The organism is Burkholderia sp. MSMB2157WGS (assembly GCF_001532755.1).
Taxonomy (GTDB): Bacteria; Pseudomonadota; Gammaproteobacteria; order Burkholderiales; family Burkholderiaceae; genus Burkholderia.
In genome coordinates this window covers 290,519-312,951 of sequence record NZ_LPJG01000021.1, presented here as the reverse complement: position 1 = coordinate 312,951, position 22,433 = coordinate 290,519, and the positions used below count along the sequence as shown (strand labels likewise).

General features: G+C 69.7%; 23 protein-coding genes. 10 read left to right on the top strand and 13 right to left on the bottom strand.

Translation table 11 applies throughout. The features are described 5' to 3' along the window. Positions 1-180: 180 nt before the first annotated feature. From WT53_RS14820 to WT53_RS14810, 3 genes are all read right to left on the bottom strand, one after another. On the bottom strand, positions 181-843 hold the full coding sequence (locus WT53_RS14820; protein WP_060260388.1) for a hypothetical protein: 663 nt from the start codon (positions 841-843) through the stop codon (positions 181-183). 51 nt (positions 844-894) lie between these two features. Next, complete coding sequence (locus WT53_RS14815) at positions 895-1,623, bottom strand: LuxR C-terminal-related transcriptional regulator (RefSeq protein ID WP_060260385.1); 729 nt, start codon at positions 1,621-1,623, stop codon at positions 895-897. A gap of 161 nt (positions 1,624-1,784) precedes the next feature. After that, positions 1,785-2,663 (bottom strand): neutral zinc metallopeptidase, encoded by an 879-nt coding sequence (locus WT53_RS14810; RefSeq protein ID WP_034204488.1) that lies wholly within the window; start codon positions 2,661-2,663, stop codon positions 1,785-1,787. 412 nt (positions 2,664-3,075) lie between these two features. On the opposite strand from WT53_RS14810, the gene WT53_RS14805 reads away from it, so the two are divergent. The 5 genes from WT53_RS14805 to WT53_RS14785 all read left to right on the top strand — a co-directional run bounded on the left by WT53_RS14805 (position 3,076) and on the right by WT53_RS14785 (position 7,922). Next, complete coding sequence (locus tag WT53_RS14805) at positions 3,076-3,867, top strand: SDR family NAD(P)-dependent oxidoreductase (protein ID WP_060260382.1); 792 nt, start codon at positions 3,076-3,078, stop codon at positions 3,865-3,867. Between the two features lie 100 nt (positions 3,868-3,967). Next, positions 3,968-5,005, top strand: a complete 1,038-nt coding sequence (locus WT53_RS14800; protein ID WP_060260377.1) for a LysR family transcriptional regulator — start codon at positions 3,968-3,970, stop codon at positions 5,003-5,005. A 99-nt stretch (positions 5,006-5,104) separates the two neighbouring features. Then, on the top strand, positions 5,105-5,794 hold the full coding sequence (locus WT53_RS14795; protein ID WP_060260374.1) for a DUF4286 family protein: 690 nt from the start codon (positions 5,105-5,107) through the stop codon (positions 5,792-5,794). 69 nt (positions 5,795-5,863) lie between these two features. Next, on the top strand, positions 5,864-7,171 hold the full coding sequence (locus tag WT53_RS14790) for an MFS transporter (protein WP_373558449.1): 1,308 nt from the start codon (positions 5,864-5,866) through the stop codon (positions 7,169-7,171). Between the two features lie 49 nt (positions 7,172-7,220). Further along, positions 7,221-7,922 (top strand): DUF2848 domain-containing protein, encoded by a 702-nt coding sequence (locus tag WT53_RS14785; protein ID WP_060260371.1) that lies wholly within the window; start codon positions 7,221-7,223, stop codon positions 7,920-7,922. Positions 7,923-8,273: 351 nt separating this feature from the next. Here the strand turns inward: WT53_RS14785 and WT53_RS14780 are convergent, their stop codons facing one another. After that, on the bottom strand, positions 8,274-9,251 hold the full coding sequence (locus WT53_RS14780; RefSeq protein ID WP_060260368.1) for an NAD-dependent epimerase/dehydratase family protein: 978 nt from the start codon (positions 9,249-9,251) through the stop codon (positions 8,274-8,276). A gap of 99 nt (positions 9,252-9,350) precedes the next feature. Here WT53_RS14780 and WT53_RS14775 point away from each other — a divergent pair, with 99 nt between their 5' ends. Next, positions 9,351-10,259 carry a LysR family transcriptional regulator gene (locus WT53_RS14775; protein WP_059780596.1) on the top strand — a complete coding sequence of 303 codons (909 nt, stop codon included), beginning with the start codon at positions 9,351-9,353 and terminating at the stop codon, positions 10,257-10,259. Between the two features lie 31 nt (positions 10,260-10,290). On the opposite strand, the gene WT53_RS14770 is transcribed toward WT53_RS14775, so the two are convergent. Both WT53_RS14770 and WT53_RS14765 read right to left on the bottom strand, forming a co-directional pair. Continuing rightward, positions 10,291-10,614 carry a hypothetical protein gene (locus WT53_RS14770; RefSeq protein ID WP_060260364.1) on the bottom strand — a complete coding sequence of 108 codons (324 nt, stop codon included), beginning with the start codon at positions 10,612-10,614 and terminating at the stop codon, positions 10,291-10,293. Between the two features lie 45 nt (positions 10,615-10,659). After that, the gene (locus tag WT53_RS14765; protein WP_060260410.1) at positions 10,660-11,532 is read right to left on the bottom strand and encodes a LysR family transcriptional regulator; all 873 of its coding nucleotides are present in this window, start codon (positions 11,530-11,532) and stop codon (positions 10,660-10,662) included. Between the two features lie 146 nt (positions 11,533-11,678). Between WT53_RS14765 and WT53_RS14760 the strand changes: the two genes are divergently transcribed. Then, a complete protein-coding gene (locus tag WT53_RS14760; protein WP_034204479.1) occupies positions 11,679-13,136 on the top strand; it encodes an MFS transporter in 1,458 nt (485 codons plus the stop codon). Between the two features lie 82 nt (positions 13,137-13,218). On the opposite strand, the gene WT53_RS32415 is transcribed toward WT53_RS14760, so the two are convergent. Continuing rightward, positions 13,219-13,416 (bottom strand): oxidoreductase-like domain-containing protein, encoded by a 198-nt coding sequence (locus WT53_RS32415; protein ID WP_080747639.1) that lies wholly within the window; start codon positions 13,414-13,416, stop codon positions 13,219-13,221. Positions 13,417-13,579: 163 nt separating this feature from the next. On the opposite strand from WT53_RS32415, the gene WT53_RS14750 reads away from it, so the two are divergent. Next, a complete protein-coding gene (locus WT53_RS14750) occupies positions 13,580-14,002 on the top strand; it encodes a RidA family protein (RefSeq protein ID WP_060260358.1) in 423 nt (140 codons plus the stop codon). A 78-nt stretch (positions 14,003-14,080) separates the two neighbouring features. Here the strand turns inward: WT53_RS14750 and creD are convergent, their stop codons facing one another. From creD to WT53_RS14730, 4 genes are all read right to left on the bottom strand, one after another. Continuing rightward, positions 14,081-15,469, bottom strand: coding sequence for a cell envelope integrity protein CreD (gene creD / locus WT53_RS14745; protein WP_059780598.1), 1,389 nt, complete (start codon positions 15,467-15,469; stop codon positions 14,081-14,083). A gap of 105 nt (positions 15,470-15,574) precedes the next feature. Next, on the bottom strand, positions 15,575-17,035 hold the full coding sequence (gene creC, locus WT53_RS14740) for a two-component system sensor histidine kinase CreC (protein ID WP_060260357.1): 1,461 nt from the start codon (positions 17,033-17,035) through the stop codon (positions 15,575-15,577). A gap of 15 nt (positions 17,036-17,050) precedes the next feature. Continuing rightward, positions 17,051-17,776: a two-component system response regulator CreB gene (gene creB / locus WT53_RS14735; protein ID WP_059780600.1), complete on the bottom strand. Its 726-nt coding sequence runs from the start codon at positions 17,774-17,776 to the stop codon at positions 17,051-17,053. Positions 17,777-17,853: 77 nt separating this feature from the next. After that, positions 17,854-18,567 (bottom strand): SDR family NAD(P)-dependent oxidoreductase, encoded by a 714-nt coding sequence (locus tag WT53_RS14730; protein WP_059780601.1) that lies wholly within the window; start codon positions 18,565-18,567, stop codon positions 17,854-17,856. A gap of 328 nt (positions 18,568-18,895) precedes the next feature. Here WT53_RS14730 and WT53_RS14725 point away from each other — a divergent pair, with 328 nt between their 5' ends. Then, positions 18,896-19,573: a dihydrodipicolinate reductase C-terminal domain-containing protein gene (locus tag WT53_RS14725; protein ID WP_060260354.1), complete on the top strand. Its 678-nt coding sequence runs from the start codon at positions 18,896-18,898 to the stop codon at positions 19,571-19,573. Positions 19,574-19,659: 86 nt separating this feature from the next. Here the strand turns inward: WT53_RS14725 and WT53_RS14720 are convergent, their stop codons facing one another. Then, entirely contained in the window at positions 19,660-20,469 is an 810-nt protein-coding gene (locus WT53_RS14720; RefSeq protein ID WP_060260351.1) for an SDR family oxidoreductase, read from the bottom strand. Continuing rightward, positions 20,466-21,299 (bottom strand): molybdenum cofactor biosynthesis F family protein, encoded by an 834-nt coding sequence (locus WT53_RS14715; protein WP_060260407.1) that lies wholly within the window; start codon positions 21,297-21,299, stop codon positions 20,466-20,468. Before WT53_RS14715 ends, WT53_RS14720 begins: the two co-directional genes overlap by 4 nt. Before the next feature lie 170 nt (positions 21,300-21,469). On the opposite strand from WT53_RS14715, the gene WT53_RS14710 reads away from it, so the two are divergent. After that, positions 21,470-22,264: an AraC family transcriptional regulator gene (locus WT53_RS14710; protein WP_060260347.1), complete on the top strand. Its 795-nt coding sequence runs from the start codon at positions 21,470-21,472 to the stop codon at positions 22,262-22,264. The last annotated feature ends 169 nt before the right edge of the window (positions 22,265-22,433 follow it).

The following is a 22,433-nucleotide window of genomic DNA, read 5'->3' as shown; positions in this document are numbered from 1 at the left end:
GACCACTGTATCGACGGGGAATCGCGCCCGGTGAGCGCAAATTGGCAGCGCGTGGGAACCGCGGAGGTGGGTGCCGGCACCGGCATTCAGCGCCGGCAGGCAGGTACAGGGGCGCGCACTTGACGGGAACGAACGACCCGTCGGCGTATTCAGTCAGCCGGCATCCGTGTCATTTGCCGGTCAGCCGCTGGCGTCCATGCAGCCTGCGTGCCCGACCAGCTCGTTTTGCTCGGCGCGGCCCGATGTGAACAGGCAGAAGCTGGAGCCGATCTCACTCCCGAATTCCATCAGGAAGTCCGGCCGGCCGTCGCGGTCGAGGTCGCCCACCCATACCAGGGACGCGCGGAACGGCGGTGTGCCGCCGCCGAAGTCGCGCAGAACCGACCGCTTTCCGCCGCCTTCGGCAATCACCGAACCGGACGCGGTGTAGCGCAGATCGTACTCGCGGCCATGAAAGCCGAAACGCAGCGGTTTGTCACCAGCCTCGATCGTCCTCCCGTCGTTCGAGAACGCCAGGTTCGCCGCGTCGACCTTGCCCTGCCTGAGCGGTTTGCAGTGAAGCAGCGCAATGGCGTTCTTCACGTCGGACGTGATGTCCACCACTTCGCCGTCCGGCTGCGCCGGTTCGAACCGGATACGCGCCAGCGCCAGCTTCCAGTGGTTCCCGTCCGGCGCCAGTCCAAGCCACCCGTCGCCGGGATAGCCGCCCGCCACGCCGACGTCGTCGGCCAATGCCCGGGTCGGTTGCAGTACGACGCAGGCGTCGCGGTCGCCTTCTTGCGCGAAGGCCGTGGAGGAACCCAGCAAGGCGAGGAGCACGGCCAGCAGCGGTTTGGTATTCATGAATCCGCGATCGTGAAAGGTTCGATGTCCGGACCACGATTATCCGCTGAATTACAGGAACAACGCCCCGACCAGCTCCGTGCGGTTCGATACGCCGAGCTTGCGGTACATGCGCATCAGGTGCGTCTTGATCGTCGGCTGCCCGAGCGCGAGATCGCGTGCGATCTCCTTGTTCGAGCGGCCGTCGCGCACGAGCCGCGCGATCTGCTCCTCGCGGTAGGTCAGGCGTTCTTCGCAGCCGATCCGGTGGATGCCGCGCCGCGCGCGCAGCAGCGGGCTCAGCGCGGCTTCGGCGACCGGCTGCAGCCGCGCGAGCGCATCGATCTCGCCCGGTGCGAACCGGCCGGCGCTGCCGTTGCCGTTCGCGTCGCCGATGCCGAAGCGCAGCAGCGAGAACGCGCCGATCGTCCGGCCCGCGTCGCGCAGCCAGATCTCGACGACGTCGGCCACGTCGTGGCGCAGCAGAAAACGGGTCCAGTACGCGGAGGCGTCACGTCGCTCGTCGGGCAGTTGGGACGCGAGCGTGACGACCGCGCATTCGCCCGCCGCGCAGCGCGACGGATGGAGCGGATCGAGCATCCGGTAGCGGGCGACGTAGGTGCGATGCATCGATTCCGGCATCCCGAACAGCTCGAAATCGGCCGGCTCGCCGCTCTGGTCGAGCCGGTAGAACACGATCGCCGACGGGCTCGCAAACGCGTCGAACGCCTCCACGCACGCGCGCAGCGCGCGTTGCCAGTCGGCGGGAGCGTGGTCGGCTGGAACGGACAAGACGGGCATGGGGAATCGGCCGGCGGGCGGATGCGAATCTCGAAGTCCGGCCCAGCCTACCGGCGCCGAAAAGCGCCGGTGAGCACAAATCGGCAAATCGTCCCGGCCCCGGCCGCGGTGGCCGGTTCAACCGGGACGATATCGGCGCGCGACGCTGCGCGCGCGTCGTTTCAGCGTGCGTTCGCGGCGAACGTGTCGCAGGCGCTCACCTCGCCCGACTCCATCCCGCGCCGCAGCCAGTACACGCGCTGCTCGCTGGTGCCGTGCGTGAAGCTTTCGGGCACGACGTAGCCCTGCCCTTGCTGCTGCAGCCGGTCGTCGCCGATCGCCGCGGCGGCCTTCAGCCCCTGCTCGAAATCGCCCGGCTCCATCAGCCGCTGGTTCGCGCGCTGCGCGTTGTTCGCCCACACGCCGGCAAAGCAGTCGGCCTGCAGCTCCATGCGCACCGACAGCGCGTTCGCGCGCGCCTGGCTCGACCGCCGGCGCGCGGCGTCGACCTTGTCGGCGATGCCGAGCAGGTTCTGCACGTGATGGCCGACTTCGTGCGCGATCACATAGGCCTGCGCGAAATCGCCGCCCGCGCCGAAACGCTTGCGCAGCTCGTCGTAGAAGCCGAGATCGATATACACGTTGCGGTCGCCCGGACAGTAGAACGGCCCCATCGCGGTCTGGCCGGTGCCGCACGCGGTCGGCGTCGAGTTCGTGAACATCACGAGCTTCGGCGGTTCGTACTGCGCGTGCAGCTGCGTGTTGAACACATCCGTCCACGTGCGTTCGATATTGCCGAGCACCTTGCGCGTGAACACCGCGCCGGGATCGTTGGCCGGCGCACCCTGGCGCTGGGTCGGCGCGGGCTGCGCCTGCTGCTGGCGGCCCTGCAGCGCCGACGCGCCTTCGAGCACGACGCGCGGGTCGATGCCGAAGAAATACGATGCGGCGAGCGCGACCACGATCGTACCGATGCCGATCGTCGCGCGCCCGCCGCCGAACCCGCCGGCGCCGCGTCGATCCTCGACGTTGACGCTTTCTCTTTCGTCGTCCAGCCTCATTGCCGGCCCCTCCCTGTTCTTTTGTCGATGGTCCGGCCGCGCGAACGCGCAACCGGGCGATACGCCGTGGCGACACGAGCCGTCGGCGGACGCGCTGCCTGCGCATCGGACGCCCGCTCGCGCCGATCCCGCCTGCCGCCCGATTCGTACGACGGAATCGGCAGGCCGACGCGCCGCGCGCCGTTGCGTGCATCCGCCCGCGCTATTTTGCCGGGCTTTCGCGACTTATCTCAAAAATGTGGAGGATAGAACGATTCGACGGCAAACATCGTCAGCCTTTGCAAAATGCGCGACGGCCGCCGCGCCCAGCCAGACGGACGACCGGACGGCCGGCATTCATCCTTTCGGCGGATACCGGTGTGCGCCCGCGCCGCATAAAGTGGCCGGAACGCCCCCTTTTCCGGAGAACGACATGACGCACCCGCCCCCCCGCACGATCGCGATCACCGGCGCAGGCACCGGCATCGGCGCCGCATGCGCGCGCCGCTTCGCCCGTCGCGGCGACCGCGTCGTGCTGATCGGGCGCCGCCAGGCACCGCTCGACGCGCTGGCGGCCGAAACGGGCGGCCTCGCGCTCGCGGGCGACGCCGCCGGCACCGCCGACTGGGCCGGCTTCCTGCCGCGCATCGCGGAACGCTTCGGCCGCGTCGATGCGCTCGTCGCATGCGCGGGCGGCCACGGCATCGGCCGCGCGGACGAAACCGACGACGCGCAGTGGCGCGACGCGATGCGCGCGAACCTCGACACAGCATTCGTCAGCGCGCGCGCGTGCCTGCCCGACCTGATCGCGCAGCGCGGCAATATCGTGCTGGTCGCGTCGATCGCGGCGCTCGCGGCCGGGCCGGGCGTATGCGGCTACACGGTCGGCAAGCACGCGCTGCTCGGGCTGGCGCGATCGCTCGCACGCGACTACGGCCCGCACGGCGTGCGGGCGAACGCCGTCTGCCCCGGCTGGGTCCGCACGCCGATGGCCGATGCGGAAATGGCACCGCTGATGGCCGCGCACGGCGATTCGCTCGACGCTGCGTATGCCCGCGTCAGCGCCGACGTGCCGCTGCGGCGCGCGGCCGACCCCGACGAGATCGCGGCCGTCTGCGCATTCCTGGCGTCGCCGGACGCCTCGTTCGTGACCGGCGCGACGCTCGTCGCGGACGGCGGCGCGACGAGCGTCGACGTACCGACGCTCGCGTTCGACCGGCCTTGACGCCACCGGAAGGCGTCGCACGCGCCGGCCCGCGCCCGAATCCATTAACATCGTCCCGATCCGCCGCCTGGCGCGGCACCGCCTCACCGTTCGGAATGCGATGAACATCCGGTTTCTGGAAACCTTCGTCTGGCTCGCGAAGCTGGAAAACTTCCGGCTCACCGCCGAGAAACTGCACACGACGCAGGCCGCCGTGTCGAGCCGCATCGCATCGCTCGAGGAGGCGTTCGACGTGCGCCTGTTCGACCGCAACACGCGCTCGGCCACGCTCACGCCCGCGGGCCGGCGCATGCTGGCCTACGCGGAGCGGATCGTGCGGCTCGACGGCGAAATGCGGCGCGACATCGACGCGGCGAGCGATGCGGGCCTGATCCGGATCGGCGTGATCGAATCGATCGTGCACAGCTGGTTCCCCGCGCTGATGGCGCAACTGCGCGAGCGCTATCCGCGCCTCGACGTCGAGATCACGAGCGACACGACGCTGCACCTGATCCGCCTGCTCAGCACCGACGGCGTCGACCTGATTCTGCAGACCGACCCGGTGCCGGGGCCGGACTTCACGAACCTGCCGCTGTGCGAATTCCCGGTGCGCTGGGCCGCGAGCCCGCGCCTCGGGCTCGGCGGCCAGCCGCTCGACGTCGCGCGTCTGGCCGGGTTTCCGATCATCAGCTTCTCGCGCCACTCGGGACCGCACGCGACGATCGAGCGGCTGTTCGCAGCCGTCGAACGGCCGGCCAGCATCAACTGCATCACGTCGGTCGCCGCGATGATCCGCCTCGTCGCGGACGGCTTCGGCGTGGCCGCGCTGCCGCCCGCGATCATCGGGCGCGAACTGCACGAAGGCACGCTCGAACTGCTCGACGTCGAGCCCGAGTTCCCGGCGCTACCGCTCGTCGCGACGTACCGCAGCCAGGGGCTGCCGGTCGCCGCGCGCATCGCGGAACTCGCGAGCGAAGTCGCGCGCCCGACGGCGGCCGCCGCGAACCTCGCGAAGCCGGCCGCCTCCGATCGCGTCGACGCAGCGCCCACGCGCAACGCAACCGGGACGACGACGAGCACGTCGGCGAAAACGAAGCGCACGGCGAAGGCCGCCTCGCCTGCCATACCTGCCGCGAAACGCCGCCCGCGCCGCTCATAAGAAAACCTGTTCACCGCGAATTTGTTTTCTTGTTGGACGGGCGCGGCCCGTCTTCGGGACACTGGGGTTCCCGACACCCCCGTCACGAGGCACCCCGCGATGACCCGCCTTTCCCTTCCGCACGGCCAGCTTTGCGTCTGGACGGATATCGACCCCGCGCACGAAGCCGATTTCAACGCGTGGTACGACCGCGAGCACATGCAGGAGCGTGTCGCGATTCCCGGCTTCACGCATGCGCGGCGGTTTCGCGCGACCGACGGCGGCCCGCGCCGATACCTCGCGCTGTACGTGACCGACGCGCTCGATGTGTTCCGCGGCGACGCGTACCGGCGCGCGTTCACGCAGCAGACCGCGTGGTCGATGGCGAACTTCGAGCGCATGACCGGCACGCAGCGGCGCGTCGGCGAGCTGACGATCGAGGCCGGCGACGGCGAAGGCGCGCATCTCGCGCTGTTCGTGCTGCCGCCGGACCGCATCGACGTGCCGCATCTGCGCGCGCGCTTCGACGCCGCGCTGCGCGAACCGGGTATCCACGCCGCGCGGCTGTTCCGCACGTCGCCGGACCTGTCCGCGCCGATCGGCGCCGCGGCGGCTGCCCGCCCGGCCGCCGATGCGCTCGTGCTGATCGAAGGCAGCGACGCGGCGGCCACGCGTCGCGTGGCTGCGACGCTCGCCGGGCACGACGACGTGCGCACCTTCGACCTGCTGTGGCGCGCCGCCGCGCCGCTGCCTGCGCGGCGACGCGACACCGCAGCCGACCCGGCCGCCGCTGCCGCCCTGCCTGCCTGAACGCTCGACGCCGACGCCCACGCCGGCCCCGCGCTTCATCCCGTCATCCGTCACGACCTGCCCGATACCATGAGCACTCTCGTCCAGCCCGCCGCCCACGCGCCCCGCCGTGTCCGCAACAGCCGACTCGCGACCGCGAGCATGATCGGCACGTCGCTCGAGTGGTACGACTTCACGATCTACAACACGCTCGCCGCGCTCGTTTTCAACCATCTGTTCTTTCCGTCGGTCGATCCGCTGGCCGGCACGATCCTCGCGTTCTCGACCTATGCGGTCGGCTACGTGTCGCGCCCGCTCGGCGGCTTCGTGTTCGGCAACCTCGGCGACCGCATCGGCCGCCGCGCGGTGCTGATGCTCACGCTCGTGCTGATGGGCGTGACGACCGCGCTGATGGGCGCGCTGCCGACCTATGCGCAGGCCGGCATCCTGAGCCCGATCCTGCTCGTCGCGCTGCGTTTCGTACAGGGCGTCGCGCTCGGCGGCGAATGGGCCGGCGCGGTGCTGCTGTCGGTCGAGCACGGCGACCAGAAACGGCGCGGGCTGTCCGCGTCGTGGACACAGATCGGCCCGTCGTTCGGCACGCTGCTCGGCACCGGCTGCATCGCGCTCGTCACACTGTCCACCACGTCCGACGCGTTCCTGTCGTGGGGCTGGCGCCTGCCCTTCGCGGCCAGCGCGCTGCTCGTCGTGTTCGGCTTCTGGCTGCGGCGCGGCGTCGACGAAACGCCGCAGTTCGAGCAGCTCGCCGAATCGCACGCGACCGCCGACGTGCCCGTCGCCGACGTGCTGAAGTACCACTGGAAGCGCCTGCTGATCGCGGGCGGCTCGCGGATCGGCTCGGACGTGCTGTATGCGCTGATCGTCGTGTTCACGCTGACCTACGTGACGACCGTGCTGCACCTGTCGCGCCCCGTGGCGCTGACGGCCGTGATGATCGGCACGGCCTGCAACGCGCTCTCGGTGCCGTTCTTCGGCGCATTGTCGGACCGTTTCGGCCGTCGGCCCGTGTATCTCGCCGGCGCGCTTGCCGGCATCGTCTGGGCGTTCGCGTTCTTCGCGCTGCTCGATTCGGCGCGCCCCGCGGCGATCGTCGCGGCCGTCGCGATCGGCCTCGTGATACATGCGGTGATGTACGGCCCGCAAGGCGCGTTCGTGACCGAACAGTTCCCGACGCGCGTGCGCTATGCGGGCGCGTCGCTCGCGTACACGCTCGCCGGCATCGTCGGCGGCGGCTTCGCGCCGCTCGTGATCGCCGCGCTGTTCCGGCAGACGGGCACGACGACGGCCGTGTCGCTGTACGTCACCGCCGCGCTCGTCGTCACGTCGATCGCACTCGTCGCCGCGCGCGAGACCGCGCACCGGCCGCTCGAGGATTGAACGCAGCCGCTCCCCGATTCACTCCTTCGCACTTCAAACGGATAGCCGCATGCCAACCCTGTCGTTCAACGTGATTTCCCCGCAACGCACGCCGGCCGCCGTCGACGCCGACGTCGAACGCGTCGTGATCGCCGGCTGGGCCGGCCGCGACCCGGCCGCGATCCGCGCGCACATCGACGAACTCGCGGCGCTCGGCGTCGCACCGCCGTCGACCACGCCGTGCTTCTATCGCGTGTCGTCCGCGCTGCTCACGCAGGCGCCTTCGATCGGCGTGCTCGGCGCGCGCTCGGGCGGCGAAATCGAATGCGTGCTGGTCGACAGCCCGGCCGGCACGCTGGTCACGGTCGGCTCCGATCACACGGATCGCGAAGTCGAAGCGTACGGCGTCGCCGTGTCGAAGCAGGTGTGCGCGAAGCCGCTCGGCCGCGACGCGTGGCGTTATGCGGATGTCGCCGATCACTGGGATACGCTCGAGATGCGTTCGTGGCTGATTGCGCGCGATGGCGAACGGGTGGCGTACCAGCACGGCGCGGTCAGCGGCCTGCTCGCGCCCGACGTGCTGTGGCAGCGGTTCGACGATCGCCGCACGATGCCCGCACGCTGCGCGATGTACGGCGGCACGGTCGCCGTGCACGGCGCGATCGCGGCGATGGACGACGGCGATGCATTCGAGATGGAGTTGCACGATCCGGTGCTCCGACGCAGCTTGCGACACCGGTATGCGGTCGAGGTGTTGCCGGTCGTCGCGTAACGGCGAGCGGAAAGCGCATGGAACACGGGCACGACGGCTTTCAGCCGTCGCGCCCGTTCCTACCGGTACGACTCGAAGCAGTGGTAGTCCGGGAAGTTGAACTGCGAGTTGTCGCAGTACAGCACACCGGCCAGGTTCGCACACCCGCTCAGTGTGAACACGATTGCCCCCGCAACCGACATTTTCCATCCGAAATACCGCATCGCGCCCCCGTTTCCGCCCGATCTGTGTCGATCGACATGATGCGCATCGGACGCACGCGGGTATGTGGAGAATTGTGGTCCCGGGCGTTCTCGGGTTCGCCGTGACACGTTGCCGTGCACGGGCGCAGCCCGGGCTGCCCGCCCGTGCTCACCCGAGACACCCGAGCCCCGCCAGCGTCGCCTCCACCGCGGTATCGAGCGGCGTCACCGGCTCCCGGCCGAGCACCGCGGTCACGCGCGCGTTGTCCATCCGGATCGGTTCGCGCCACAGGTAACGCATCTCGAGCAATTCGCGCAGCGTCGTGACGAACGGCGCGGCTGCCCACACGAGCCACCACGGGAAATCGCGCAGCGCCGGCCGCATGCCGTGCCGCTGCGCGACGCGTTGCACGGCCAGCGCCATCTGCATGCCGTCTTCGTCCCAATGCCCGCCCAGATGAAATCGCGCGAACGGCTCCAGCGTCTCGCGCCGCTCGATCAACTCGACCATCACGCGGGCCACGTCGGGCACATACGCCCACTGATGGCCGACGCCGCGGCTCGGCACGCGGACGGTCGCGACGGGCCGCCGCGGCTTGACCAACCCCTGGGAAAACCAGCTGTTGCCGAGCTGCGGCCCGAAGAAATCGCCGGCGCGCACGACGATTGCCCGCACGCCGTGCGCGCTGGCGTCCTGCAGCCGCCGCTCCAGCTCGACGCGGATCGCGCCCTTGCGGGTCGCCGGATGCTGCGGCGCATCTTCCCGCAGCACCGGAAACGCATCGGCGCCGAAGTTGTAGACCGTGCCCGGCAGCACGACGGTTGCCTGCGCGGCCCGGGCCGCCGCGATCGTGTTGTCGACCATCGGCAACACCTGCGTAGCCCAGTTCCGGTATCCGGGCGGGTTCACCGCATGCACGATCACGCTGCAGCCGCGTGCGGCGCGCACCACCGCATCGCGATCCAGCGCGTCGCCGCGCACCCATGCGATGCCTTCGCGCGCCACGGTCTCGGCAGCGAGCCCGCGCTTGAGCGCACGCACCTGCCAGCCCGCATCGCGCAACTGCCGCGCGACTTCCCCGCCGATTCCGCCGCTCGCGCCGAGCACGAGTGCCAGCCGTTGCGTCCCGCCTGTGTTCTTCGCCATTGCCGCTCCCCTTGAATGGAACCATCACGACACGCATTCTGGCGCGCCGGCGACTATCAAGGAATTGCCTAACCCAAACGATCGGCTATACATTTATGCATGACCACCGACCTGAACTGGGAACGCTACCGCACCTTCCTAGCGGTACTGACGGAAGGCTCGCTGTCCGGCGCGGCGCGCGCGCTCGGCATCACGCAGCCGACGGCCGGCCGCCATGTCGCGGCGCTCGAAGCGGCGTTCGGCCAGACGCTGTTCACACGCTCGCCGTCTGGCCTGCTGCCGACCGAGGCCGCGCTCGCGCTGCGCGGCCATGCGGAGGCGCTGCGCAGCGCGGCGGCCGCGTTCGAGCGTGCGGCGGCCAGCCACGGCGCGGGCGTGCGCGGCATCGTGCGGATCTCGGCCAGCGACGTGATCGCCGTCGAGGTGCTGCCGCCGATGCTCGCGCAATTGCGACGCGATCATCCGGGGCTCGTGATCGAGCTGGTGCCGACCGACCGCATCCAGGACGTGCTGAAGCGCGAGGCCGATATCGCGGTCCGGATGGCGCCGCCCGCGCAGGACGCGCTCGTCGCGCGGCGCGTCGGCGAAATCGAGGTCGGGCTGTACGCGCGCGACGATTACCTGGCGCACCACGGCGCGCCCGCGACGATCGACGCGCTCGCGCATCACGCGCTGATCGGCTTCGATACGGTCACGCCGTTCATTCGTTCCGCGGGGCGCGCAATGCCGATGTGGAAGCGCGACGCGTTCGCGCTGCGCACCGACAGCAATCTCGCGCAGCTCGCGATGATCCGTGCCGGCTACGGGATCGGCTTCTGCCAGACGGCGCTCGCGAAACGCGACGCGCGGCTCGTGCGCGTGCTGCCGGGCGGGCCCGCGATGCGGCTGGAAACCTGGGTTGTGATGCACGAAGACCTGCGGACGAGCCCGCGCTGCCGGGCCGTGTTCGATGCACTGGCCAACGGGTTGCGTGCGTATGCGTCCGCGGCCGATGAAGTCGCCGAGTAGAAAGCGGCGTGCGTGAATCGCGCGAGCCGCGTCATTCGTGGGTTTTCCCGGCGAACAGGATGTCGGCGATGCGCCGCCACGGGTTCTCGGGCATGTCGTAGCAGCCCAGCCCGTCTTCCGACGCCTCGGCCCAGTCGATCATCGCCTCCAGGTATTCGCCGATCGAACGGTTTTCCCAGCCGAGCGCCGCGTGGGCATACGGCGACAGCAGCGCATCGGCCTCGAGCTGCCGCTCCGTGCGCCAGTCATGGCCGAGCACACGCAGGAAGTGGACCAGCGAGCGCTCGTCGACCACGCGCTCCAGCGCATGCTGCAGCTTCGCGGCCATCTGGTTCTTCAGTTCGTCGTCGTTCATGCCCGTAGCCCCCTGGCGCGCCCGTAGGTGACGCGCGGCATGGTGTTACATCAGCAACTGACGCGACAGCACCTCGCGCGCCTGGGTGACGGTCTCGCGCTCGCCCGGCAACGGCGGCGTCAGCGAAAACACCGTGTCGGGCAAAGGCGGCAGCCGGTATTTCGTGCCGAGCCGCATCAGGCCGTCGCCGATCGCCGACGCGCACAGGCAGCCGACCCCGAGCCCCGCCGCGAGCATCGACTGCAAGCCCGCGACACCCGACGCGCTGTGCACGAGCACGTACGGCGTGTGTCGTTCGTCGAGCGAACGCACGGCGACCTGATGCATCATGCAGTCGTCCGGCAGCAGCACCAGCGGCAGCGGTTCGGGCAACTGTTCGGCGAGCGCGGGCGATGCGACCCACGACAGCGGTTCGCGCCGCAGCACCCAACGCGTGTCGGCCGACGCCGGCCGGAACGGCCCGCTCGACATGTTCATCACGACGCCGAGGTCGATCTGCCCGCGCGCGTGCGCCGCTTCGATATCGACGCTCTTCATCGCGCTCACGTGCAGGCTCAACTGCGGGTAGCACTCGCGCAGCCGCGCCAGCATGCCCGCCACTTCATTCGTGCGGTAATAGTCGGTGATCGCGACACGCAGTTCGCCCTTGATCGCCTGCCCGCGCAACTCGTCGAACGCGGCCTCGTTCAACGCGACGATGCGTCGCGCGTGCTGCAGCAGCCGCGAGCCGGCCGGCGTCGGCTCGACGCCGCGCTTGCTCCGCACGAACAACGGCACGCCGGCGCGCGATTCGAGCTTGCGCACCTGCTCGCTGACCGTCGATTGCGACAGGTGCAGCAGCGGCGCGGCGGCGGTCAGGCTGCCGGCATCCGCGACCGCCGCGAAAGTGCGCAACTGATCCAGATCGAAACCGCGCATCGTCATTCCTTATCCATCGATTAACCCGATGGATGCTACCACTCTTTCCCGCTTTTCCGAACCATGACCGATGCTCAGAATAATGGGGCAATGGCCTGCCTGGGTCCCTCATCCATCGGGCCCTCATTTTTTCGGATTCTGCTTCCATGACCAACAACACCCTTGCCCCCTGCGCGCCGGCCGGCGCGGCTGCCGCGACGCCGCGCAGCCACCACGGCTGGGCGCTCGTGGTCCTGCTGGTCGGCGCCATTCTGCCGCCGCTCGACTACTTCATCGTGAACCTCGCGCTCCCGGCCATTCGCGACGGCATCGGCGCACGTCAGGCCGAGTTGCAACTCGTCGTGTCGGCCTATGCGTGCGCGAACGCGGTCGTCCAGATCACCGGCGGGCGCCTCGGCGACCTTTACGGACGCAAACGCATGTTCATGATCGGCATGGCCGGCTTCGTGCTCGCGTCGACGCTGTGCGGGCTCGCCGGCAACGGCACGGTGCTCGTCGGCGGCCGCGTGCTGCAGGGCCTGTTCGCCGCGATCCTCGCGCCGCAGGTGCTCGCGACGATCCGCAGCGTGTTCAGCCCGCAGGAGCAGGTGCGCGTGATGGGCTTCTACGGGTTCGCGTTCGGCCTCGCGGCCGTGATCGGCCAGCTCGGCGGCGGTGCACTGATCAGCCTGCATCCGTTCGGGCTCGGCTGGCGTGCGATCTTCCTCGTCAATCTGCCGATCGGCATCCTGGCGCTGATCGGCAGTTGGCGCTTCATTCCGGAAAACCGCGCGCCGCGCGGCCAGCGCATCGACGTGCCGGGCACGGTGCTGATGTCGCTGTTCCTGCTGATGCTCGTGTACCCGCTCACGCACGGCCGCGAAGCCGGCTGGCCGCTGTGGATGATCGCGTGCGGCGTCGGCGCGCTGCCGATGCTGGGCGCGCTGCTGACGGTCGAAGCGCGCCGGCTCGCGCGCGGCCACGATCCGCTGCTCGACGTGCGCCTGTTCCGCAACCCGGTCGTCGCGCTCGGGCTGCTGCTCGCGTTCCTGTTCTACATGCTGAGCGCGTTCTTCCTGAGCTACGGGATCTATCTGCAGGGCTGCCTGAACTGGTCGCCGCTCGCGTCCGGGTTCGCGATCCTGCCGCTCGGGCTCGGCTTCCTCGCGAGCCCGCTGCTGATGCCGCGCCTCGTCGCCCGCTTCGGCGGCTATCGTGTGCTCACGCTCGGCTTCGCGATGCTCGCGGCCGGCGTCGCGAGCGCCGCCGCGCTCGCCCGCGACGGCGCGCCGGGCCCCGGCTTCTATGCGGGCATCGCGGCGATCGGCATCGGGCAAGGGCTCGTGCTGCCGTCGGTCGTGCGGATCGTGCTCGCGGAAGTCGATGCGGCCCGCGCGGGTGTCGCGTCGGGGATGGTCAGCGCGATGCTGCAGATCGGCGCAGCGGTCGGCGCCGCGACGATCGGCGGCGTGTTCTTCGCGCGGCTCGGCGTGCATCCGGCCGCGCTCGATTACGTGCAGGGATTCCGGACGTCGATGTTCACGCTGACGGTCGTGTTGCTGGTCTGCATTGCGCTGTCGACGGCGCTCGGGCCGCTGCATCGGCGGCTGCATGCGGATGCGTGACCGCTGACACGCGACGGAATCCGTACTGTCGAGGCGCGTAAAACGAACGCGGCGCATGCGCGGCGATGCGCCGGCCTCCGGCTCATCGGTGAGGCTCGCGCTGCGCCTGCCGCGCCTCCCATTCGGCCAGCTCGACGCGATAGCGCGCGAGCGCCTCGTCGTACAGGTCGAAGACGCACGGCGAGCAGCCGCTGTTGCAGCAGTCTTCCAGTTCGGGTTGGATAGGCGGGGTCGGACGGGGATCGTCGACGGACGGATCTCCGGAAGCTTGGTTCGGCACGGCGTGGTCCGGTAATGTGGAGTAGTCAGTATAGGGCGATCCGGGTAGCCGCCCCATTCGGCAGGCCGGACGGGCGACGACGAACGCGTCCGTCATGGTGCGTTCGTCGGGTACCGTGCGCCGCTGCGTTCGCCCCCATTTTCCGTTCAACAGGAGCTGCGCGATGGCCGAAGCCGTAAATCCACCGGAAGTCTGGGCGCCGTTCGGCGCGTTCTCGATGGCCGTGATCCAGGGCGATGGCCGGATCGTGCATCTGAAGGGACAGGTCGCGCTCGACCGCGACGGGCAGGTAGTCGGCGCCGGCGACATGCGCGCCCAGGTTCGGCAAACGCTCGACAACATCCGCGACGTGCTGGCCGCACTGGGCGGGCAGATGCGCGACGTGATCTCGCTCGTCCATTACGCCACCGACATCGATACGTTCATGCAGACCGGCAACCTCCGCAACACGTACTTCGCCGCCCCCTATCCGGTGACGACGACCGTCCAGGTCGAGCGTCTCTACCATCCTGACCTGCTGATCGAGATCGCGGCCATCGCCGAGATTCCGCTCGCGCGGTTTCGTCGTCCCGAGACGGCCGCGTGAAAGACGCCGGCCCCACATGAAGTCGCGCGCCGGTCGCGGCATTTCCAACCGGCGCGCGCTTGCGCGGAACCCGCTCGCTTATTTCGCCGGCGCGCCCGGCTTCACCGCCCCAGGCTTGTCGGCCAGCGGCTGCCACGCGGCGCCGAGCGAATACCAGTCGACGCGGCGCGTGAGCGTCATGATGCCGGCGAGAATCGCGAACAGCAGCAGCGAACCGAGTATCAGCGCATTGTCCTCCGACAGCAGCAGCCCGTAGAGCGCCGCGTACAACATCGCGAGCAGCGCGGCGAACGTCGCGCCGCGCCTCACGCTGTGCAGCACGAACGACAGGTAGAAGCCGAGCAGCCCGATGCATGCGCCGCTCGCCGCGAGATACGCATAGCCGAACGCAATGTGCTCGGACAAGCTCAGCAGCAGCAGGAAGAACAGCGCGAGCGACAGGCCGACCAGCGTGTACTGGATCGGGTGAATGCGCAGCCGCTTCACGAGCTCGTACATGAAGAAGCTCGCGAACGTGAGCATCACGAACAGCGCGCCGTACTTCGTCGCGCGCTCGGCCTGCAGATAGACGTTCACGGGTTCGATCACCGATACCGACGCCATCTCGATCCCGCCGTCGCCGTTGCCGGACGCCACCTGCTCGCGCGCCTTCGTGTTGAACGACGTCACGTGCCAGTTACTGACGAAGCCGCGCGCATCGATCGTGCGCTCCGCCGGCAGGAATTCGCCGCCGAAGCTCGGATGCGGCCACGTCGATTTCAGCGAAAAGTCGTTCTGGTCGCCCACCGGCGCGAACGCGACCGATTCGGCGCCCGCTAGCGGCAGGCCGATGCTGAACGGCACGACCGTCGCCCCGGCGTTTGCGTCCGCCAGCGCCGTGAGATCGACGTTCGCATGCACGCCCTGGCGCAGGCCGTCGAGCCGCGTGCCCTGCTCCACGTCGATCCGCTTGCCGCCGACACGCAGATCGGGCTGCGCCTTCAGCCCGCGAAGGTCGCCAATGCCGAGCGCGACATAGGCGTCGTCGACCTTGAAGCTCACGTGGCCGTCGGTTTGCGGCAGCTTCTTCAGGTCCGGCAGCGGCAGCGTGCCCGTCATCCGGCTGTCGAGCCCGTACACGAGCGCCTTGTGAATGCCGCGATAGCGCACGCTGACCGACAGCGTGCCGTCGACGTTCAGCGTCTTCGGGAACACGAGCAGCCGTTTCTCCTCGCTTTTCAGGGTGGTTTTCGCCTTACCGCCGGCGCGCACGTCTTCGCTCACGCGCGTGACTTCCGTGTAATGGACGACGAGCACCGGCCCCGTCACCGTCTGCGGCCCCGCATAGCTCGCCCAGATACTCTGCAGCGCGCTTTGCCGATAGTCGGCGCGTTCCCGCACGATGCTCTGGACCATCTGCAGCGGGATCAGGATCGCCAGCGCGAGAAGCGCGGTAATCATGGACTTGAACAACAGGACTCGATTCATTGCTGGCAGGTACCGGAGTGGAAGGTACGGCCAGCATGAGCGGCCCCGGTGAAGCGCGATTGAAGCCGGCGTGAAGCGAATGTGTGGCGGGTGTGAAGCGCGCGGTCAGCCCGCCGACGGCAACGTGAGCGTCGCGCACGCGCCGCCTTCCGCGCGGTTCGCGAGCGCGACCTGGCCACGGTGCAGCATCGCGACTTCGCGGACGAAGCACAGCCCCAGGCCCGTGCTGCGATCCTGCCCGTCCGGGCGCGGCAGCGAATAGAAACGTTCGAACACGCGCGACAGCGCATAGTCGGGCACGCCCGGACCGTCGTCCGCGACGCGCACGACCGCGACGTGCGCCCGGCCCGCCGGATGCCGCTCGAGCGCGATCCGGATCGTGCTGCCTTGCGGCGCGAAATCCAGCGCGTTATCGAGCAGGTTGCCGAGCGCCTGCCGCAGCAGGAACGGATCGCCGTCGACGACCGCCGCACCGCCCCCGTCGGCCGTATCGTTCGCATCGATGCGCAGGCTCACGCCGCGCTGCCGCGCGCGCGGCTCGATATCGTCGACGAGCTGCTCGAGCACCGGTCGCAGAGCGACCGGCTCGTGCACCGACAGGCGCTGCTTCTGCTCGACCTCGGCCAGCGCGAGCAGCTTGCGGATCATCTGTTCGAGGCGGCCGGCCTGACGGCGGATGTTCTCGGTGAAACGCCTGCGGTTCGCGACCGGCATGTCCTCCTGCAACAGCTCGGCCGCGCCGCTGATCGCGGCCAGCGGGCTTTTCATCTCGTGCGTGAGCGTGTGGATGTAGGTTTCGACGTACTGCCGGTCTTCCAGCCGCTGATGCATGCTTTCCACCGCGCGTCCGAGCTCGGCCAGCTCGTTCGCGCCCTGCAGCGGCATCGACGCGCGCTCGCCGGCCGCGATCGCCCGCGCATAGCGCTGCAGGCGCCGCAACCCGAGCACCAGCCACCACGTGCACGCGGCGCCGATCAGGATCGCGCCGCCCATCAGCAACGCGCCGTACAGCATGATCTTGCGCTGGCTGCGCGCGATGAACGGCGCGACCGTCTGGTTCGGCTTCGCGATCGTCAGCACGCCGATGATCTCGTTGCCGCGCCGGATCGGCGCCGCCACGTGCATCACGGTGCTGCTGTCGTCGTTCGGATCGCTGCGCGTGCTGCGCGCGCCGTATTCGCCGCGCAGCGTCCGGTACACGTCGTTCCAGCGCGAATAGTCCTGCCCGACCGCGCGGCCGGCCGAGTCGTAGCGCACGATGCCGTGTGCGTCGGTAATGTAGAGACGGTAGCCGATCGCGTTCTTCTGGATGCCCCACACGTTCGCGCTGACCGGGCGCTCGTGCAGTTTCCCGAGCTGCCGTGCGAACGCACCGTCGGCGATATGGCCGTTCGCCATGTCGTCGGCGGCCAGTGTCGCCAGCACCTGCGCGGTATCGACGAGCGTGTCCTCCATCGCTTCGCGCACGCCGGGCTTCACCTCCTGCACGAACACGCGCAGCGTGATCAGCGCGGCCAGGCCGACGATCAGGAAAAAGCCGAAGAAGATGCGCAGGCCGATATGCATGGGCGGTGCCGGTCGTTACGGTTGCAGCGAATAACCCATCCCGCGATGCGTGCGGATCGGGTCGCGCTCGGGATCGATCGCACGCAGCTTCGCGCGCAGCGTCTTGACGTGCGTGTCGACCGTGCGGTCGGTCGAATCGAGCGCCTCGTGCCACACGAGATCCATCAATTGTTCGCGCGAATAGATGCGCCCCGGATGCCGGACCAGCAGCGCCAGCAGCCCGAATTCGTAGCGCGTGAGGTCCAGCGCGTGGCCAAGCCACGACACGCGCGCACCGTCGGCGTCGAGCGCGAAGCCGGTGGCGACCGGTGCAGACACATGCGCCGATGCGGATACGGATGCAGATGCGGGCGCCGGTTCCGGCGTGGCCGCCCGGTGGAAGCGGCGCAGGATCACGCGCACCCGCGCGGCCAGCTCGCGCGGCGAAAACGGCTTGACGACGTAATCGTCGGCACCGATCTCGAGCCCGACGATCCGGTCGATCTCGTCGTGCCGCGCGGTCAGGAAAATCACCGGAATATCGGTGAACGTGCGCAGCCGCCGGCATACCTCGAAGCCGCTGAGGTCCGGCAGACCGACGTCGAGCACCACGAGATCGACACGCGTGTCGCGCAGGCGGTCGAGCGCCGCCTGCCCGAGCGTGCAGTGAACGGTCTGCATGCCGTCGGTGCCGAGGGCGTAGACGATCGTGTCCGCGATCGCCTGTTCGTCTTCGACGATCAGAATGGTGGGCTGAGTCATGGTCTCGGGGTCGGGTCGCGCAATCCGGTGCGACATTGTACGCACGGCCGGCGTTGGCGAGCCCCCTCCCCCGCGCGCTACGCGACGCGCCCACTCACCGGAATCGACGCACCGGTGATCGCCTGCGCATCGTCCGACAGCAGGAATCCGATCGTCGCCGCGAGCTGTTCGGGTCGCACCCAGCGCGAGAAGTCGGCGTCGGGCATGTCCTTGCGGTTCGGCGGCGTGTCGATGATGCTCGGCAGCAGCGCGTTCACGGTCACGCCGCGATCGAGCAGTTCCGCCGCCAGCGCCTCGGTGAGCCGCGCGACACCCGCCTTCGCGGCCGCATACGCGCCCATCCCCACGCCGGCCTTGAATGCCGCGCCCGCGCCGATGTTGACGATGCGGCCGGCCCGGCTCGCCGCCAGGTACGGCAGCGCGGCCTTCGACGCGTTCAGCGCCGTCTTCACGTTCAGTTCGTACATGCGGTCCCACGTGGCGGCGTCGCCGTCGGCGATCGTCTGCCACGTGAATGCACCGGCGATGTTCAGCAGCGCGTCGACGCGGCCGAATTCGCGGTTGACCGTTTCGAGCGCCTGCACGGCGGCCTGCGGATCGACGAGATCGATGCCGCCGATGCGCAGCGCATCGGCCGGCACGCCGGGCAGCGCCTGCGCCGCCGGGGCCGCGCCGCGGCCGATCAGCGCGACGCGTGCGCCGCGCTCGCCGAGCCACGCGGCCGTCGCGATGCCCAGATGACCGAAGCCGCCGGTGATCGCGACTGCCTTGCCTTTCAGGTCGTGTTCCATCGATGTGTTCTCCCGGATCGAGGGTGATTGGATCAAATGCCGACAGCGTAGCGCCGTTCACGCGTTCGTGCGCCCGGCGACGAGGGTGCAGCGATACGGTTGGGCCGTCGTTTCGCCGTGATTATCGGGCACCGGCCGGCTGCGGCATCGCGAGACGGATCGCAAGCCCGTGCATCGCCGGCGAAACCCGACAAGCGCGCAGTCGGACGGCCGGGCATAATGCGCGATGCCCGCCACGCGCGGCGCGCGGCACGACAGCCGGGCCGGCCTGCCCGACGGCCCGTGTCGCCGCCGGCTCTCGCATCCCGAACCTCAACCCGTCAATCCCATGCAAGTACTCGTCATCGGAACCGGCAAGCTCGCCCACGAGCTGCTCGGCTCGCACCAGCTCGACCCGGCCACCTGTCGCGTGATGCCGTGGTCGGACAGCACGCGGACCGACGCCCGGTCGATCGTCGTCCATGCCGGCTCCGGCCGCGAACTCGCCGTGGCGATCGCGTTCTGCCAGGCCACGGCGTCGCCGCTCGTCGAGTTGTCGACCGGCTCCGACCTCGAAACCGGGACGTACGGCTTTCCGGTCGTGCTGTGTCCGAACACGAACATCCTGATGCTCAAGTTCATGAGCATGCTGGAAACCAGCGGCCACCTGTTTCGCGACTGCGCAATCAGCGTGACCGAGTCGCATCAGGCCGGCAAGACGTCCGTCCCCGGCACGGCCGTCGGCATCGCCCAGGCACTTGGCGTGCAGCCGGCCGCCATCCGCTCCGTGCGCGACCCGGCCGTGCAGCGCAGCGAATTCGGCATCCCCGACGATCAGCTCGGCCGCCATGCGGTTCACCGGATACGCATCGACGACGGCGCATGCAGCCTGCAGTTCGAATCGCGCGTATCCGGTGCGACGCCCTATGCGGACGGCGTATCGCGCATCGTCGAGGCCGTCCGGCAGCACGAGCTCGAGCAACGTCGCTATTCGATCGTCGAATTCATCCGCAACGGCTGGCTGTAGTCGCGGCGGAGGCAGCGGCCGGCACGGCCCCGCATCGCGCGGGCCGCACGCCAACGCCGGCGCGGCCTCGCCGCAACCACCGCCAGCTACCCGTCCCCCAGCACCGCCCCGCTCTCCGGCAAGGTCGCCCCGCCGTCGACGACGATCGTCTGCCCGGTGATGTACGCCGCGTCGGCCGATGCGAGAAACAGCATTGCGTTCGCGATGTCCTCGGGCTCGCCCATCCGTGCCAGCGGAATGTCGCGCGCGATTTGCGCCGCGACCGACGCGTCGCCGAGATTGGCGGCCGCCGGCGTGCGGATCATTCCCGGTTCGACGCCGTTGACCGTCACGTTGCGGCGCGCCAGCTCCAGCGCCGCCGCCCGAATGAAGCCGTTCACGCCGGCCTTCGACGCCGCGTAATGCGCAAGCCCCGGATAGGCGACGCGCGGCCCCGTCACCGACGACGTGACGAGCAGCCGCCCGGCCCCCGCGCGCTCGAACGCCGGCAACGCGGCCTGCGCGAGCCAGAACAGCGCCGACAGGTTGACCGACAGCGTGCGCTCGAGCGTCGGTTCGTCGATCCGTGCGAACGGCGTCAACGGAAAATACGCGGCATTGTGGACGACGACATCGAGCCGGCCGCCATCGCGCTCGACCGCCGCCACGAGCGCAGCCAGTTCATCCCGGCGCGCGGCATCGACCCGATACGCGCGTGCCGTGCCGCCCGTACCGGCCAGCGCGTCGGCCTGCGCGGCTGCCGCGTCGCCGTTCAGGTCGGCGAGCGCGACGAACGCGTCGGATTCCGCGAAGCGGCGGGCGATCGCCGCGCCGATCCCTTGTGCGGCGCCCGTGACGAGCACGACACGCCCGCTGAAATCTGCACGCACGCGGCCGCTGCCCGGCACGGCAGTCATCGCTGCCCCTCGCCGCCGAGCGGGTGCACGGTTTCGTTCAGCACCTGCGCGTAAGCGCCGATCGGGAAATTCGACAGCGTGCCGAAATCGCCGCCCTGATAGCCGAAGATCTTGCCGTCGGTCTTGCGCTGCGCGAGATCGATCAGCACGACGCCGAGCGTCGGCACCACCTTTTCGCGCCACACGAACAGATACAGCTCGTCCGCGATCCTGAAGTAATGACAGCGGTCGACGTCGGCCAGCCCGCGTTCGACGCCCTGCAGGCACTGCCATGCGTAGAAATTCTCGTTCAGATAGATGTGCTCGTAGCATTCGGTCGGGCTGTAGCGGTACATCGTCCGCTTGCCGATCAGCTCGCGCGTGGGCGCATGCAGCGGCCCCGGCCGGGCGTGGCCGCCGAGCGTGCCGTGCCGGAATTGCGCATCGACGGCCGTCAACGGCAGCCCGCGCGCGACGCGCGTGAACGCATCGATGCGCGTGTCGGCTTCCGTCGGCAGGGTCCCGACGACCGACGTCCACACGCCGGTGTCGAGATCGATCACGAGACTCACCGATGTCGCGCGAGCTGTGGCATCGATGTAGTCGACGAAGTACAGGCCGTCGCGCAGCCGCGTCACGCGGCACGGCGCGCGGCCGCGCGTATCGGTCGCCGGATCGCGCCACTGCAGCGCACCCGGCTCGAACGTATGGACGCGCCACACGCCCGCTGCGTCGCCGAGCGCCAGCGTCCGCCCGACGAGCGCGTCGACGGGTGCGAGGACGTTCGCTTCCGGCGCGAAGCCGTCCGCCAGTGCGCCCACCTGAATGAATACCGGATCCTGTCGTTCCACCTGCCGTCTCCCGCGCAGCTTCAAGCCCGGCGGGCCGTGTACGCTGCTCATGCGCACATGGTGCGGGCGGCGTGCGCCGCGCGGTATCCGCCAAAAGGATGAAGGGCGCGCGGCGCCGGAACGCGCTAGAGTGCACGTGATCCGCGCCGCGACCGGCGCGAGGAGCGCACATGCACCGTGTCATCCATTACCGACGCAGCGATGAAGGCATCGAGGCAATCAGCCTCGAATCCGATCGCGCGTTTCCGCGCCACGCGCACGACGAATTCGGGGTCGGCGTGATCGTCAGCGGTGCGCACCGGTCGTGGAGCGGCCGCGGGCAAGTCGACGCGCTGGCCGGCGACGCGATCATGGTCAACCCCGGCGAGATGCACGACGGCTCGCCGCTTGAGGCCGGCGCCGGCCGGCGCTGGCGGATGCTGTACCTCGCCCCCGCGCTGGTCGCGGGCATCGCGGCGGAAGAAGGCCTCGGCGGCGTCGAGCTTGCGCACCCGGCCGTGCGCGATGCGCGGCTCGCCGCCGCGGTCGGCCGGCTGCATGCGCGCATCGTCGCAGGCGAAACCCAGCCGCTGGCCCGCGACGAAGCGCTCGTGATGCTCGTCGCCGGTTTGCTCGCCCGGCATGCCAACCGCACGCTGCCGGCGGCGGGCGTCGCGCCGGCGGTCCGCGTCGCCCGCGAGCGGCTCGACGCAGCGCCGGGCGCGCCCGTGTCGCTCGCCGAGCTGGCCGACCTGAGCGGCGTCAGCCGCTTCCAGTTGCTGCGCGGCTTCGCGCGCGAGCTCGGCATCACGCCGCATGCCTATCTGGTTCAGCAGCGCACGCGGCTCGCACGTGCGCTGCTGGCCGGCGGCCTGCCGATCGCCGATGCCGCAGCCGAGGCCGGCTTTGCGGATCAGAGCCACCTGACGCGCGCGTTCGCGCGCCAGTTCGGGATCACGCCGGGGCGGTTCACACAGGCGGGCTGAGTCGCGCTGTCGTCCGCGCAGTTCGAGGCCGTCGAGCGCCCTGCATTCGCAGGCGATTGCCGCTCCGACGGCAGCCGCGCCCCATTGCGTCCGTCCACATCGACGGCACACCGCATCGACACCCCTCCGCGCTGCAATTTCGTTCAAGACGCGCGCTAGCCGGTGCGCG

Bases quoted from the DNA above. Each gene is read 5' to 3' on its own strand.
- WT53_RS14760 (WP_034204479.1), top strand. From the start codon at position 11,679: ATGACCAACAACACCCTTGCCCCCTGCGCGCCGGCCGGCGCGGCTGCC.
- WT53_RS14805 (WP_060260382.1), top strand. From the start codon at position 3,076: ATGACGCACCCGCCCCCCCGCACGATCGCGATCACCGGCGCAGGCACC.
- WT53_RS14730 (WP_059780601.1), bottom strand. From the start codon at position 18,567: ATGGAACACGACCTGAAAGGCAAGGCAGTCGCGATCACCGGCGGCTTC.
- creB (WP_059780600.1), bottom strand. From the start codon at position 17,776: ATGACTCAGCCCACCATTCTGATCGTCGAAGACGAACAGGCGATCGCG.
- WT53_RS14785 (WP_060260371.1), top strand. From the start codon at position 7,221: ATGCCAACCCTGTCGTTCAACGTGATTTCCCCGCAACGCACGCCGGCC.
- WT53_RS14775 (WP_059780596.1), top strand. From the start codon at position 9,351: ATGACCACCGACCTGAACTGGGAACGCTACCGCACCTTCCTAGCGGTA.
- creC (WP_060260357.1), bottom strand. From the start codon at position 17,035: ATGCATATCGGCCTGCGCATCTTCTTCGGCTTTTTCCTGATCGTCGGC.
- WT53_RS14810 (WP_034204488.1), bottom strand. From the start codon at position 2,663: ATGAGGCTGGACGACGAAAGAGAAAGCGTCAACGTCGAGGATCGACGC.
- WT53_RS14770 (WP_060260364.1), bottom strand. From the start codon at position 10,614: ATGAACGACGACGAACTGAAGAACCAGATGGCCGCGAAGCTGCAGCAT.
- WT53_RS14800 (WP_060260377.1), top strand. From the start codon at position 3,968: ATGAACATCCGGTTTCTGGAAACCTTCGTCTGGCTCGCGAAGCTGGAA.
- WT53_RS14765 (WP_060260410.1), bottom strand. From the start codon at position 11,532: ATGCGCGGTTTCGATCTGGATCAGTTGCGCACTTTCGCGGCGGTCGCG.
- WT53_RS14790 (WP_373558449.1), top strand. From the start codon at position 5,864: ATGAGCACTCTCGTCCAGCCCGCCGCCCACGCGCCCCGCCGTGTCCGC.
- WT53_RS14720 (WP_060260351.1), bottom strand. From the start codon at position 20,469: ATGACTGCCGTGCCGGGCAGCGGCCGCGTGCGTGCAGATTTCAGCGGG.
- WT53_RS14750 (WP_060260358.1), top strand. From the start codon at position 13,580: ATGGCCGAAGCCGTAAATCCACCGGAAGTCTGGGCGCCGTTCGGCGCG.
- WT53_RS14725 (WP_060260354.1), top strand. From the start codon at position 18,896: ATGCAAGTACTCGTCATCGGAACCGGCAAGCTCGCCCACGAGCTGCTC.
- WT53_RS14710 (WP_060260347.1), top strand. From the start codon at position 21,470: ATGCACCGTGTCATCCATTACCGACGCAGCGATGAAGGCATCGAGGCA.
- WT53_RS14815 (WP_060260385.1), bottom strand. From the start codon at position 1,623: ATGCCCGTCTTGTCCGTTCCAGCCGACCACGCTCCCGCCGACTGGCAA.
- WT53_RS14780 (WP_060260368.1), bottom strand. From the start codon at position 9,251: ATGGCGAAGAACACAGGCGGGACGCAACGGCTGGCACTCGTGCTCGGC.
- WT53_RS14820 (WP_060260388.1), bottom strand. From the start codon at position 843: ATGAATACCAAACCGCTGCTGGCCGTGCTCCTCGCCTTGCTGGGTTCC.
- creD (WP_059780598.1), bottom strand. From the start codon at position 15,469: ATGAATCGAGTCCTGTTGTTCAAGTCCATGATTACCGCGCTTCTCGCG.
- WT53_RS14795 (WP_060260374.1), top strand. From the start codon at position 5,105: ATGACCCGCCTTTCCCTTCCGCACGGCCAGCTTTGCGTCTGGACGGAT.